We start from the raw sequence: 12,845 nt of genomic DNA, 5'->3' as shown, positions 1-12,845 counted from the left end.
CGGGCCTTTTGTGCTGGTGGGCGCGGACGGTTTCGAACCGCCGACATCTGCTTTGTAAGAGCAGCGCTCTACCACTGAGCTACGCGCCCCCTTGCCGTGGCCCGGTGGGCGCACGACAAGTGCCTAGGGTACCTGGTCCCGAGGAGTGGTGTGGGCCGGGTGTCCGATGGGGCGCCGGGCGAGGCGGTGGAGCCGCCCGGGCGGGCGGCGCGGCAGGTGGGTGGGAAGGGGGCGGGCCATGGGGTGGGAGGGGGTGACGGGCCAGTGGGGGGATCGGGGAGAATGGAGGCCGGATCAGCGGGTCGGAGCAGGGAGCGCGCAGTGACGGTGGCCGGCGGGAGCGGGCGGGGGCGGCGTCGGGCGGGGAGTGCGCTGGCCGACGCGTTGGTGTTGCCGGTGGTGCTGGCGGGTGCGCTGGGGACGGTTGCACTGGCGTCGGCCGGGAGCGGCGGCTGGTGGGGCCGGCGCGGCGGTGAGGGCGGACGGGCGCAGGCGCGGGAGGCCCGGGCGGCGGCCCAGGAGGCCTTCTACGAGCTGGAGGAGACCCAGCGCGAGGTGCAGCTCGCGGTGGAGACCGTCCGCGCGGCCGAGGAGGGCCAGACGGCGCAGCGCGCGCTGGCCGACCTGGCGGCGATCTCCGGCCGGGTCGAGCAGGTCACCGTGAACTACCTGGCCGCGCTCGACGCCCACAACCTGGACAGCGAGACGCTGGACGCGGGCACGGCCGCGCAGGCCAAGCGCCGGCTGGAGGACGTGAAGGGCCAGCTCGGCTCGGCCCGGGCGGAGCTGAACGACTTCCTGCGCCGCCTGCAGCCGACCGTCCAGCATGCCGAGCAGCAGCTGATGCGGGTCACCCCGGCGGTCGAGCAGGCCAAGCGGGCGCTGCTCGCGGCCACCACCGCGTTGGACGAGGCGCGCGGCGCCGGCCTGCGGGCGGACGACCTGGCGGCCCGGCTGGCCGAACTGGCGCCCGAGCTCGGCCGGCTGACCGAAGGCCCGGCCCGGCACGGGGTCGCGGACACCCTGCGGCGCGCGGACGACGTGAAGCAGCGCGCCGAGGCGATCGCCGCCGACGCCGGGCAGCTGCCGGAGCGTGCGCGGGAGATAGACCGGCGGGTGGCGAGCCTGCGGACCCGCATCCAGGCGCTGGAGACCAAGGCCGCGACGGTCGAGCCCGCCCTGAGCGAACTGCGCCGCCGCTTCAGCACCGCCTGCTGGCAGGACCTCCAGCGGGTGCCGGACCAGGTCGCGGAGACGGGGCGCGCCGCCGAGCGCAAGCTCGCCGAGGCCGCCCGGGCCCGGGACGAGCAGCGTTGGGCGGACGCCACCGCCGCGATCGGGACGGTCCGCGCGCTGCTGGAGACCGCCGACGGCTCGGTGCTCGCGGTGAACGACCGGCTGCGGCAGCTGAACGAGGTGCAGCACGACCCCAACCGCGAGATCGAGCGCGCCCGCTTCGCGATCCGGGACGCGCAGCGGCTGGCGATGGCCGGCCGCACCGCGCCGGACCCGCGGCACGCCGCCCCGCTGGACGAGGCGGTGGCCCGGCTGGACCGCGCGGTGGGCTCGCTGGAGGCGGCCGGCCGCCACCCCGACTACTGGCACTTCCTGACCGAGCTCGCGGCGGTACGGGACACGGCGGCACGGGTGATCGGCCTGATCCGCGGCGACCTCGGCGGCCACCGGTAGCACCGGACCGGTCGAGCGGCAGACCGGGTAAGCGGCAGACCGGGCGAGCGCCAACCAGGCGGCCAGGCGGTCGCCGGCCAGACGATCGCCAGCCAGACGATCGGCAACCAGGCGATCGGCAGCCGGCCGATCCGCGGACCGGGCGACCGGTGGACACCCTGCTGGGTACCCTGCCGGTATGCCTCGCTACGACTTCCGCTGCCGCTCCTGCGGAGCCACCTTCGAGCTCCGCCGCCCGATGGCCCAGGCCAACGACCCCGCCGTCTGCCCGCAGGGCCACGAGGACACCGTGAAGCTGCTGTCCACCGTTGCCGTCACCGGCGCGGCCGCCGCCCAGCAGGCCCCCGCCGCCGGGGGCGGGAGCGGTTGCTGCGGCGGCGGCTGCTGCGGCTGACCGCCGGCCGTCAGCAGCCCCTGATCGCCCCGGTCAGGCCCCGACCGGCACGGCCGACGCCCTCGCCAGGAACCGCCGGACGATCTCCTCCCCCGCCGTCACCCCCATCTCCGTCAGGGCGGTGACGCCGGGGGCCGTCCAGCCGCTGTCCGCGAGCTCGCCGTGCCCCGGGCGCCAGCCGGCGTCCGCCGCGAGCAGCAGGTCCGCGTCGAGCAGCGAGTCCCCGGCGGCCAGCACGGTGTCGGCGCCGCTGCGCCGCACGACCTCGGCCAGCGCGGCGCTCTTGGTGAGCGGCGCGGGCACCGCGTACACCTTGCGGCCCTGCAACGAGACCGTCCAGCCGCGCTCGGCGCACCAGCCGGTCAGCTCCGCCAGCCAGCCCGCCGGCAGCGCGGCCCGCTCGACCACCAGGTAGGCGAACAGCTCGTCGGCGACCTGCCGCTTGTGCGTCCACTCCGGGTCGGCGCACAGCGCGAGCCGCCGGACCACCTCCTCCAGCGGGGCCGAGCCGGCGGCGATCCGCGCGGTGATCTCGGCCCGCCAGTCGCGGTCCGGCACGCCGTCCACCAGCAGCTGCCCGCCGTTGGCGCAGATCGCGTACGCGGGGACCCAGTCCGGCGTCGGACCGGGCAGGTTGACCCGCCCGTACTGCTCCGGCGTCCGGGTGGTGGCCGGCACGAAGCAGGCCTCCCGGGCGAGTTCGGCGAGCAGCCCGGCGGCCCGCTCGGTCATGAAGGACAGCGGCCGCCCCTGGTACACCTCGACGCAGAGCAGCCGCGGCGCGAGCCGGTCGGGCACGCCCAGGGCCATGGCCCGCTCGGAGTAGATCAGCGTCCGGTCGAGGTCGCTGGCCACCAGAACACCCATCAGGAATCCTTCCCCGCAGTCTCGGTCACGGCGCGCCCGCCGGTCACGGCACGCCCGTCGTCCCCGGTCGCCCCGCGGCTGTAGCGGGGGTGGATCAGGCCGACGCAGGTGTACGGCAGGCCGTCCACCTCCTCGACCTCGACGTCGCGCTGGGCGGCGAGCAGCCGGACGTGGTCGAGGTCCGCACCGGCGCCGCGCCGGGCGAGGATCCGCCAGGGGACGCGGCGCAGCAGCACCCGGGTGGTCTCACCGACGCCGGGCTTGACCAGGTTGACGTTGTCGATGCCGTACTCGGCGCTGATCCGCTCGACGGCGGCCCAGCCGGCCCAGTCGGGCGCCCGGTGCGGGTCGGTGGCGAGCCGCTCGGCGCCCTCGACCGCCGCGGCACGGACCTCGCCGAAGCGGGCGGCCACCGCGTCCAGGAAGGCCGCCGAGACGTCGCTCCCGGCCAGTTCGGCGTAGTGCTTGGCGCCGTGGAAGTCGTCCGGCCCGATCAGCCCGGGCCGCAGCACGGTGCGCGAAACCAGCCCGGAGACCGTGGAGTTGAGGCAGGCGGACGGGATCAGGAAGTCGTCCCGGGTGCCGTACGTCCGCACGCAGCGGCCCGGGTCGGCGAGCACCGCGAGGTCCGGGTCGAAGCCGGTGCCGGCCAGCGCGTCGGCGAGTTCGCGGGTGATCGCGCCCTTGCCGGTCCAGCCGTCCACGAACACCACGTCCCCGGCGCGGTGGTGGGCCGCCAGGTACCGCAGCGCGACCGGGTCGATGCCGCGGCCGCGCACGATCGAGACCGCGTAGTGCGGCACGGACAGGCCGTGCGCGAAGGACAGCCAGCGGCGGACCAGGATGCCGACGGGCGTGCCGGCCCGGGCCAGCGAGGCGAGCACCAGCCCGGGACCGCGCTCGCGCAGCAGCGTCTCGGCGACGGTACCGACGGCGAGCGCGATCCGGCCGGCGGAGCCGCGCAACGCCTGGTGGAACAGCTCCTGGTACTCGGGGCTGGGCTGGTACTCGACCGGCAGCGACTCGGCGTAGTGCGCGCCGCCGTTCTGGACTGCCTCCTCGCGCTCCTCGGTGGGGGCTTCGAGCGCGACCCCGGAGAGGTCCTTGAGCAGCCAGGCCACCTCCTCGGCCGGGTACGAGGAGAACGCCGGCCCGTACAGGGGCGCGGGCAGTACGGCCGGCGCGGGCGGCGAAGGGGGTGCGGGCAGCGAGGCAGACGCGGCAGCCGCGGGCAGTACGGCCGGCGCGGCCACCGGCCGGTGCGAGGGCAGCACCGCGAGCACCACCCGGCCGGTCACCTGCCGCAGCTGGCCGAGCAGCGCACGCTCGCCCTCGTGCAGCGCGGGGGTGTCGGCCACGTCGTCCACCACCAGCACCACGGCGTCGAAGCGCCGCGCCGGGTCGCTGCCGGGGGCGACGTTGTACGCGTAGCGCTCGTGCGATCCGCCGTCCTGCGGGTCGTCGTGGGCGGGGAAGGCGAGCCGGGTGCGGATGGCGTAGCCGGGGTCGTCCACCGCCAGGACGGGCGAGCGCGTGGTGGTGGAGAACCGGACGCGGTCGCCGCCGAGCCGCTCGGCGAGGGCGTCGGCCAGGCGCAGCGGCGCGTACATCAGCTCCTCGAAGCCGAGCACCAGCACCCGCTGCGCCCCGGCGGGCAGGGCCTCGGCCAGCTGCCCGGCCAGCCGGGGCAGGACGGTGTCCAGCCGGGCGCGGTCGCGGGCGGTGAAGCCGTGCCGGCCGCCGTCCGGGAGCCCGGCGGGCCAGTCCAGCTCGACCCGGACCAGCGGCGCGGCGGCCGTCGATGGCACGGTGCCCGGGGTGACGGCCTGCGAAGGCGCGTCCGCCGCCGCCTCCGCGATCAGCCGCTCGGCCCGTTCCAGCAGGTCGGCGGGCAGTTCGACGCCGCCGCTCGCGGTCGCCACCAGGTCCAGCCGGACGCCGAGTTCGGCGGCGGTCCGGTCGAGCCGCTGCCGGTCGGCCGCGGAGCGCAGGTCCACCAGGGCGACCACCACGTAGTGCCCGCGCGGGTGGCGGGCGTGCAGTTCGCGGATGGTGTTGAGCACCGTCTGTCCGGTCGAGAACTCGTCGTCCACCAGCACCAGCGGCCCGTCCCCGGCGAGGAGCGCGGGGTCGGCCGGCAGCAGCAGGTGCGAGGTGGCGTGCGAGTGCTCCTCCTCGAAGCCGCCGAGCGGGGCCACCCCGGGCACCGGGCGGCGGGTGGAGTGCAGGCAGGGGGCGTCCAGGCCGTCGGCGACGCTGTGGCCGAGGCCGGTGGCGGTCTCCGCGTAGCCGAGCACGACGGCCCGCTCGGCCGCCTCCTCGCCGAGCAGTCGGCGGACCCTCCGGCCGAGTTCGAGCCCGGCGCCGTGGACCACCGAGGGCCGCTGCGGCACGTGCTTGCCGAGCACGTTGGAGACCAGCAGGTGGGCGCGCTTGCGGTTCTCCCGGAGGGCCAGGCCGACGAGTTCGGGGAGTCGCTCGGAGCCGGTCAGCGCGATTCCGGCCCGGTCGGCGACCCAACGGCCGGTCCACGTCTGCGGTGTTGCTGTCACTGCTGGTCCTGCCTTCGATGGTGCGGTGGTGCGTTCGTCATATCGGCGCTGCGGAAACCGGGGGGAACGGCTCGGGCTCGGCCGCGGAAACAATCAGCCGCACAGGCAGGCCGACAGCAGTTCCGCGAAGCTCACGTCCTCCCGGGCCACCCCGAACACCTCCGCCCGCAGCAGCACCCGCTCCGCCCAGGCCCGGTGCGGCCGGGCCTCGTTCATCTTGTTGGTGTACGCCGAGCGCAGGACTCCGCCACCGTCCTGCTCCTGCCGGAGGATGTCGCGGGCGTCGCAGTACTCCTCGTGCGTGACCACGGAGAGGGCGTGCACGGCCGGCACGTGGCTGGGGTGGATGCAGGTCTTGCCGAGCAGGCCGTTGGCCCGGTCGAGTTCGACCTCCCGGATCAGCCCGTCCAGGTCGTGTTCGATGATCCGCCGGCGGACCTCCTCGCCGGAGGCCCGGAACGCCCCGGCCGAGGCGGGGACCGAGGCCCCGGTGAACGGGGTCCGGCGCAGCTGCGGCTTGAACATCCGTTCCTGCACCGGGAAGTACTCCCAGACCGGTCCGGTGACGGTGTACCCGGTGCCGTCCGCCCGGCCGAGCACGTTGACCACGTCCCCGACCACCGCGGCGACCAGCGCCACGTCGTACGCGGTGAGGTCGGGCGAGCGCCGCAGGCCGTACGCGGAGCAGAGGTCGGTGACCCCGAGCCGGACGGCGAGCACCCGCTCGCGGTGGCCGGCGAGCAGCTCGGCGATGCCGAACAGCTGCTCCCGCCTGGTCTCCAGGTGGGCGAGTTCGGGCGACTCCAGGACGGGCATGGCGAACAGCCGCCGCCCGGTCGCGGCCTCGGCGGCGGTCAGCGCGGCCAGGTACTCGCCGCCGTTCGCGGGGGTGAATTTCGGCAGCACGAAGCCGCTGAGCAGTTCGACGGCCGGTCCGAGGCGTTCGGCCAGGTCGGGGATCTGGGCGGCGGCACGGACCCTGATGAAGAGCAGGGGGTGGCTCTGTGCACAGTCGGTGAAATCCTTGACCAGGTCATTCAGTTGCTCGACCAGGTTCCGTTCGCCCGCGTCCACCTCGTGGTCGGCGATCGCGTCCTCCAGGCAGAGCACCATCGACACCACGCCCCGACCGGCGAGTTTGCGGATGTCGGCGGCCAGGGCGGGCCTGGTGGCCGGGCTGTAGAGGGTGCCGCCGAGGGCGGTGGAGAGCACCGCCGGCTCGCTCCGCGCGGTGAAGGGACGCGGCTGCTCCAGGAAGAGCCGGCCGCGTACGTCCTCGGCGAGGTGGCCGAAATGGCGCAAGGTGCTCTCCTCCGGGAAGTGGACGGGCCTGCGGCCCGTTGCCGACGACACCCTGGTCAACCGGCCGACCGGGCGCCATGGTTCCCGGGCACGCCTCCACCGGGCGCCCCTGCGCCGAGCCCCCGGGGACCTTTCGACCGCCCATCGTACGGACGGGATCCGGCCCCTCCCGGTTCCCCGGCACTGAACTCCCGGAACATCCCGGTCCACTTGGACGATCATGGGCGCGCCGTCGGTGAACCTCGGAAACGACGTCGGCAAACCCCGGAAAGCGCAAGTCTTGGCAAAGCCCGACCCGGCGCGGAGCGGTCCGGTCACGTTGTCCGAAGGGGTGGCGAACAGGCAGGATGGTCGGCTATGACGCACGTGATGGCCAAGGGCGCCAACATCGCACTGCCGGCGGCGGCGGTCCGCGCCGTGCTGCGCTGGAGCGCCACGCCCGGTGCGCCGGACGTGGACGCGTCCGCGCTGCTGCTCGGCGCCACCGGCAAGGTCCGCTCGGACGCCGACTTCGTCTTCTACAACCAGCCCCGCCACCCCTCCGGCCTGGTCCGCCACCTGCCCAAGCAGCAGACCTCCGGCGGCGCCGAGATCATCGACACGGTCGAGGTCGAGCTGGGCAAGCTGCCCGCCGAGGTGGACCGCGTGGTGCTGGCCGGCTCCTCCGAGGGCGGGCCGTTCCGCTCGGTGCCGGGGCTGCGCCTGCTGCTCTTCGACGCCACGGCCGGCGAGGGCGCGTCCGCGCTCGCCGAGTTCGAGATCGACGACGCCGAGAACGTCACCGCCCTGGTCGCGGGCGAGCTGTACCGCCGGTCCGGGGCCTGGAAGTTCCGGGCGATCGGGCAGGGCTACACCTCCGGGCTGATCGGACTCGCCACCGACTTCGGCATCACCGTGGACGACGAGGCGCAGGCCGACCCGGCGCCGGCCCCGGCGCCCGGGGGCACCACCACCCCCTCCGGCCCGCTCGACCCGCGCAGCACCCCGGTGCCGGACCCGCGCCCGACCACCCCCGAGCCGGGCACGTTCACCCTGGCCCCGGCCGTCCCGCAGTCGCCGCCCGCCCAGCCGCCGGCCGCCACCCCGGCCTCGGCCACCGCACCGGCCCCGGCCGCCGCCACGAGCACCTCGCCCGCACCGGCGACCCCGCCGCCGCCCGCGGCCCCGCCGACCATGCCCCCGCCGCCCACCGCGCCCCCGGGCCACCAGCCCGGCACCGGCTACGGCTACCCCCAGCAGCCCGGCACGGGGTACGGCTACCCCCAGCAGCCCGCCGGCGGCTACGGCTACCCGCAGCCGGGCGGTTACGGCTACCCCCAGCCGAACCAGCCCGTCCCGCAGCAGCAGCGCCCCCCGGGCTACGGCTACCCGCAGCCCGGCACCGGCCAGCAGCCGCCCGTCCCGCCGCAGCCGCCGACGGCCCAGCCCCCGGCGCCCACCGGCGAGGAGTTCGCGCTGCCCCCGCAGGGCCCGCAGTTCCAGCCCCGCTGACGCCCCCGGCGGGGCCGCCCGACGGCCCCGGCCCCGCCGAACCCGGGCCCCCGCCCGGGCCGGTCCCCGCCGCGAGACCGTCGGTCGCCGTCAGTCGCTCTTGTACCCGCGCTGCCACTGCATCCCGAACCCGTACAGCCGGTCGATGTCCGCCTGGAACCCGTTGACGTACCGCACCTCGCGGCGCACCGTCAGTTGGTTGTCCCCCGCGTTCTCGATCAGCACCACCGCGCAGGAGCGCGCCGCGCGGGCCCGCTCCTCCAGCTTGATCTCGATCCGCGGCCCTGCCTGCGGCACGATCGTGACCACCGCGTGCGACTGCTCGAAGGCCGGCGTGCCGTCGTAGATGTAGACGAAGATCAGCAGCCGCTTGAACTTGTCCTTCTTCTCCAGGTTGACGTACATCGTCTCGCCGGACGGCGCCCCGTACTGGTCGTCGCCGCTGAGCTTGATGTACGGCGCGCTCTGGAGGTCGCCGAAGAGCCCGCCGAGCGGCTGCACCACGCCCGTGGTCCCGTCGGAGAGCTCGTACATGCAGGCCAGGTCGAGGTCGACGTTCACCGGCTCGCTGCTCTGGGCCGAGTCCGGCTCCTGCGGCCGCAGGATCCGCGGGCTGAAGAACCGCTTGACGGAGTCCCGGGTGCTCGGCCGGACGCCGCCGGAGCTCATCGTCCAGTGCAGGTTGACGTAGAGGTAGCCGGTGGTGGCGGCCGACCCGGTGATCGCGTGCTGCGGGGACGACTTGGTGAGTGTGACCTTGTGCTGACCGCCGGGGTTGTCGAAGGTGTAGCTCTTGTCCCCGCGCAGGTACTCCCAGATCGAGACCATGCAGTCCTCTCCCCCCTGCTCCCGCCAGGCGTTCTGACGGTCCGCCGACCAATGATCGGGCATCGGCCCGGCCGTCGGATACCCCGTCCGCCCCCTCCCCTACCCAACCCGGCCCGACCGGCGGGTCGATTGGCCGGAGGAAGCCGCCCTCCCGTAACATGCCGCCCCTTCGGACGCGATATCGTCTAGCCGCACAGGTGTCCCGTCCGCCCCTGCGCGAGCGCGGCGGGCATGCCGTGCGGCGACGAACGAACCGTCAGGCAGTGCCCGCACGACTGGTCCTGACCGCCTGTGTCGCGCTGTGATCCTGTCCCCTGCGGAAACCCGAGGCCCGACCCGCAATGAACCTGACCTCCATACAGCTGGTCTGGACCGTCGTCGGCGGCGCAGCCCTGCTGTTCGTCGCCGTCCTGATGGCGACACTGCGTTTCAAGAGCTCGAAGAAGGACGAGTCCGGCGACTCCTGGGAGCGCAGCGAGGAGCGCCGCCGCCGCAAGGAGATGATCTACGGCATCTCCTCGTACACGCTGCTGTTCTGCTGTGCCGGTGTCGCCGCCGCCCTCTCCTTCCACGGCCTGGTCGGCTTCGGCAAGGAGAACCTGGGCCTGTCCGGCGGCTGGGAGTACCTCGTCCCGTTCGGCCTGGACGGCGCCGCGATGTTCTGCTCGGTGCTCGCCGTCCGCGAGGCCAGCCACGGTGACGCCGCGCTCGGCTCGCGCCTGCTGGTCTGGGTGTTCGCGATCGCCTCGGCCTGGTTCAACTGGGTGCACGCCCCGCGCGGCATTTCGCACGACGGCGCCCCGCAGTTCTTCTCCGGCATGTCGATCTCGGCGGCCATCCTGTTCGACCGGGCGCTGAAGCAGACCCGCAAGGCCGCGCTGCGCGAGCAGGGCCTGGTCCCGCGTCCGCTGCCGCAGATCCGCATCGTCCGCTGGCTGCGCGCCCCGCGCGAGACCTACGCGGCCTGGTCGCTGATGCTGCTGGAGAACGTCCGCAGCCTGGACGAGGCGGTCGACGAGGTGCGCGAGGAGCGCCAGGCGAAGCTGGACGCCAAGGCCCGCGCCCGTACCGCCGACCGCCGCGAGCGGGCCGAGCTGAAGGCCATCTCCCGCCAGGGTGGCATGCTCGCCCGGGCCCGCGGCGGCCGCCAGGTGCCCGCCCTCACGGCTGCCGGAGACGGCCCGAGCACTACGGAGCCTGCCCTAGCCGCGGATTCCGACGCCACCACCTCGACCTCGGCCTCGCGCCAGTCCACCGACTCGCTCGAACCGGCCGCCCTGGACGCCGGCCGCCGCCCGCGCGCAGCCGTCGGCTCCTCGTACTCGTCGTACTCGTCCTCCTCGGCCTCCTCATCCTCCGGCACCGGGTCGTCCCGCAGCGGCTCGACGATCGACCTGACGGCCGACGACGACACCCTGTCGATGCCGAAGCTGGACTCGCTGGAGCGCAAGCTGCGCGCGATCGAGCAGCAGCTCGGCTGATCCGGGGCGTCCGGGCCCCGCGTCCGCAGCGGGGCAGCGGTCCGGTCCGTGGTCCGAACGGGCCGCACCGGACCACGGACCCACCGGACCACCGACACGGAACGGCCGCCCCCGGGATTCCCGGGGGCGGCCGTTTCGCGTGCCGGACGGACGGCTACTTGCCGCTGCTGACCAGCTCCGGTTCCTCGTCCGCGCCCTCACGCCGGTTGCGCAGGATCGACGAGCCGAGCGCCAGTCCGATGAAGGCGACGCCGATCAGGCCGGTGACGATCTCCGGGATGTGGTACTTGATCCCGACCAGCAGGATCGCCGCCAGCGCGCCGATCGCGTAGTGCGCGCCGTGCTCCAGGTAGACGTAGTCGTCCAGGGTGCCCTTGCGGACCAGGAAGACGGTCAGCGAGCGGATGTACATCGCGCCGATGCCGAGGCCCAGGGTGATCTGGAAGATGTCGCTGGAGATGGCGAACGCGCCGACCACGCCGTCGAAGGAGAACGAGGCGTCCAGGACCTCCAGGTACAGGAAGAGGAAGAACGCCGCCTTGCCGCCGACCTGAACGATCGACTTGCCGGCCTTCTCCGCCTCCTCCTCGCGCTCCTCCTCGGCCTCCAGGCCCGACTCGAAGATCGAGGAGAGGCCGTTGACCGCGAGGTAGGTGACCAGGCCGAGGACACCGGCGAGCAGGACGGTCTCCGCGTGCTCCCCGGCGAAGAAGTTGGCGGCGAGCAGCAGGGAGACCAGGGCGACGACGCTGGAGAAGGCCTCCAGCTTGCCGACCTTCTCCAGCGGGCGCTCGATCCAGGCCAGCCAGTTGTAGTCCTTCTCCTCGAAGATGAAGTCGAGGAAGATCATCAGCAGGAAGACGCCGCCGAAGGCCGCGATGGCCGGGTTGGCCGCCTCCAGGTACTGGCCGTAGGTGAGGCCCTCGTGGGTCTTGTCGGAGTGCAGCGCGAGGTCGATGACCGTCGCGGGGTTGAGCTTCGCGGTGAGGCCGACGACCAGCAGCGGGAAGACCAGGCGCATGCCGAAGACCGCGATGAGGACACCGACGGTCAGGAAGATCTTCTGCCAGTACGGGTTCATCCGCTTCAACACCGTGGCGTTGACCACCGCGTTGTCGAACGACAGGGAGATCTCCAGGATGGAGAGGATCAGCACGATGCCGAAGCCTTGGGCTCCCCAGAGCAGTCCGGCCGCGACCAGGCCGATGGCGGTGATCGCGAACGACCAGCCGAATGTGCGGAGGAACACGGGAGTTGGCTACCTTTCGGGTTCTGGCCGTGCCGGGGCGGCCTCGTCCCCGAGACGCCCCTGACCGGGCCGGGCCCGGTCAGGTCACCCCCGCACCGCCCTCTGTTCTCATGATCGGGTCGGGTGCGACAAGTCCGATTTTCGCCCTTACTGTACGTTCACCCCGAAGTCGAGTGCGATGCCGCGCAGGCCGGAGGCGTACCCCTGGCCCACTGCGCGGAACTTCCACTCGCCCGCGTAGCGGTACAGCTCACCGAAGATCATCGCGGTCTCGCTGGACGCGTCCTCGGACAGGTCGTAGCGGGCGATCTCCTGGCCGTCGACCGAGTTGACGACCCGGATGTAGGCGTTGCGGACCTGACCGAAGTTCTGGAGCCGCGCCTCGGCCTCGTAGATCGAGACCGCGAAGATCACCTTGTCGGCCTGCGCCGGGACGAGGTCCAGGTTGACCAGGACCACCTCGTCGTCACCCGTGTCGTCGCCGCCGGTGAGGTTGTCGCCCTGGTGCTCCACCGAGCCCTCGGGGCTCTTGAGGTTGTTGTAGAAGACGAAGTACTCGTCACCGAGCACCCGCCCGCCACCACAGATCAGGGCGCTCGCGTCGAGGTCGAACGGGGCGCCCGTGGTCGAACGGGCGGACCAGCCGAGGCCGATCTGGACCTGCGTCAGGTTCGGCGCGGCCTTGGTGAGCGAGACGTTGCCGCCCTTGGCGAGCGTGACCACCATGACGTTCTTCCTCCCTTGCTTGTTCCGGGGCGCCATCCAGGTGTAGTCCCCCGCGGCCCCGGCCGACCGGCTCCGGTCGGCTGAACTTCCTGAACTCACATCCTCGCAGCGCGACGGGCCACCACGGCACCGGGTCGCACGAAGCCGGGGCGGGGGGGGGGCCCCCCGGGGGGGGGGGGGGGGCCCCCCGGCCCCCCCCCGCCCCCCCCCCCCCCCCCGCCGGGGGGGGGGCGGGGGGTCTAGCGAAAAGCAGGCCGGCACGCCGC

At 73.9% G+C, this 12,845-nt stretch carries 10 protein-coding genes and 1 tRNA gene; 4 read left to right on the top strand and 7 right to left on the bottom strand.

The genetic code is table 11. The features are described from left to right. Positions 1-14 precede the first annotated feature (14 nt). A tRNA-Val gene (locus tag ACIRRH_RS01220) sits at positions 15-89 on the bottom strand. A 193-nt stretch (positions 90-282) separates the two neighbouring features. On the opposite strand from ACIRRH_RS01220, the gene ACIRRH_RS01215 reads away from it, so the two are divergent. Then, a complete protein-coding gene (locus ACIRRH_RS01215; RefSeq protein WP_403059929.1) occupies positions 283-1,689 on the top strand; it encodes a hypothetical protein in 1,407 nt (468 codons plus the stop codon). A gap of 178 nt (positions 1,690-1,867) precedes the next feature. Then, positions 1,868-2,083, top strand: a complete 216-nt coding sequence (locus tag ACIRRH_RS01210) for a zinc ribbon domain-containing protein (RefSeq protein ID WP_403059926.1) — start codon at positions 1,868-1,870, stop codon at positions 2,081-2,083. Between the two features lie 33 nt (positions 2,084-2,116). Here the strand turns inward: ACIRRH_RS01210 and ACIRRH_RS01205 are convergent, their stop codons facing one another. The 3 genes from ACIRRH_RS01205 to ACIRRH_RS01195 all read right to left on the bottom strand — a co-directional run bounded on the left by ACIRRH_RS01205 (position 2,117) and on the right by ACIRRH_RS01195 (position 6,804). Next, positions 2,117-2,950, bottom strand: a complete 834-nt coding sequence (locus ACIRRH_RS01205; RefSeq protein WP_403059923.1) for an HAD family hydrolase — start codon at positions 2,948-2,950, stop codon at positions 2,117-2,119. Further along, positions 2,950-5,502, bottom strand: coding sequence for a phosphoribosyltransferase (locus ACIRRH_RS01200; RefSeq protein ID WP_403059920.1), 2,553 nt, complete (start codon positions 5,500-5,502; stop codon positions 2,950-2,952). Before ACIRRH_RS01200 ends, ACIRRH_RS01205 begins: the two co-directional genes overlap by 1 nt. 93 nt (positions 5,503-5,595) lie before the next feature. After that, on the bottom strand, positions 5,596-6,804 hold the full coding sequence (locus ACIRRH_RS01195) for an HpcH/HpaI aldolase/citrate lyase family protein (RefSeq protein WP_403059917.1): 1,209 nt from the start codon (positions 6,802-6,804) through the stop codon (positions 5,596-5,598). A 357-nt stretch (positions 6,805-7,161) separates the two neighbouring features. On the opposite strand from ACIRRH_RS01195, the gene ACIRRH_RS01190 reads away from it, so the two are divergent. Next, the gene (locus ACIRRH_RS01190; RefSeq protein WP_403059914.1) at positions 7,162-8,295 is read left to right on the top strand and encodes a TerD family protein; all 1,134 of its coding nucleotides are present in this window, start codon (positions 7,162-7,164) and stop codon (positions 8,293-8,295) included. Positions 8,296-8,385: 90 nt separating this feature from the next. Here ACIRRH_RS01190 and ACIRRH_RS01185 read toward each other — a convergent pair whose 3' ends face one another. Beyond that, on the bottom strand, positions 8,386-9,123 hold the full coding sequence (locus ACIRRH_RS01185) for a Tellurium resistance (RefSeq protein WP_403059911.1): 738 nt from the start codon (positions 9,121-9,123) through the stop codon (positions 8,386-8,388). 341 nt (positions 9,124-9,464) lie between these two features. Here ACIRRH_RS01185 and ACIRRH_RS01180 point away from each other — a divergent pair, with 341 nt between their 5' ends. Then, positions 9,465-10,604, top strand: a complete 1,140-nt coding sequence (locus ACIRRH_RS01180) for a DUF2637 domain-containing protein (protein WP_403059908.1) — start codon at positions 9,465-9,467, stop codon at positions 10,602-10,604. A gap of 154 nt (positions 10,605-10,758) precedes the next feature. Here the strand turns inward: ACIRRH_RS01180 and ACIRRH_RS01175 are convergent, their stop codons facing one another. Beyond that, positions 10,759-11,853 carry a DUF475 domain-containing protein gene (locus tag ACIRRH_RS01175; protein ID WP_403059905.1) on the bottom strand — a complete coding sequence of 365 codons (1,095 nt, stop codon included), beginning with the start codon at positions 11,851-11,853 and terminating at the stop codon, positions 10,759-10,761. 147 nt (positions 11,854-12,000) lie between these two features. Further along, entirely contained in the window at positions 12,001-12,579 is a 579-nt protein-coding gene (locus ACIRRH_RS01170) for a TerD family protein (protein ID WP_403059902.1), read from the bottom strand. Positions 12,580-12,845 lie beyond the last annotated feature (266 nt).

It is taken from the genome of Kitasatospora sp. NPDC101235 (assembly GCF_044767505.1).
Taxonomy (GTDB): Bacteria; Actinomycetota; Actinomycetes; order Streptomycetales; family Streptomycetaceae; genus Kitasatospora.
This window is presented reverse-complemented; position numbering and strand designations above follow the sequence as displayed.

Bases quoted from the DNA above. Each gene is read 5' to 3' on its own strand.
- ACIRRH_RS01205 (WP_403059923.1), bottom strand. From the start codon at position 2,950: ATGGGTGTTCTGGTGGCCAGCGACCTCGACCGGACGCTGATCTACTCC.
- ACIRRH_RS01190 (WP_403059914.1), top strand. From the start codon at position 7,162: ATGACGCACGTGATGGCCAAGGGCGCCAACATCGCACTGCCGGCGGCG.
- ACIRRH_RS01210 (WP_403059926.1), top strand. From the start codon at position 1,868: ATGCCTCGCTACGACTTCCGCTGCCGCTCCTGCGGAGCCACCTTCGAG.
- ACIRRH_RS01170 (WP_403059902.1), bottom strand. From the start codon at position 12,579: ATGGTGGTCACGCTCGCCAAGGGCGGCAACGTCTCGCTCACCAAGGCC.
- ACIRRH_RS01215 (WP_403059929.1), top strand. From the start codon at position 283: ATGGAGGCCGGATCAGCGGGTCGGAGCAGGGAGCGCGCAGTGACGGTG.
- ACIRRH_RS01185 (WP_403059911.1), bottom strand. From the start codon at position 9,123: ATGGTCTCGATCTGGGAGTACCTGCGCGGGGACAAGAGCTACACCTTC.
- ACIRRH_RS01180 (WP_403059908.1), top strand. From the start codon at position 9,465: ATGAACCTGACCTCCATACAGCTGGTCTGGACCGTCGTCGGCGGCGCA.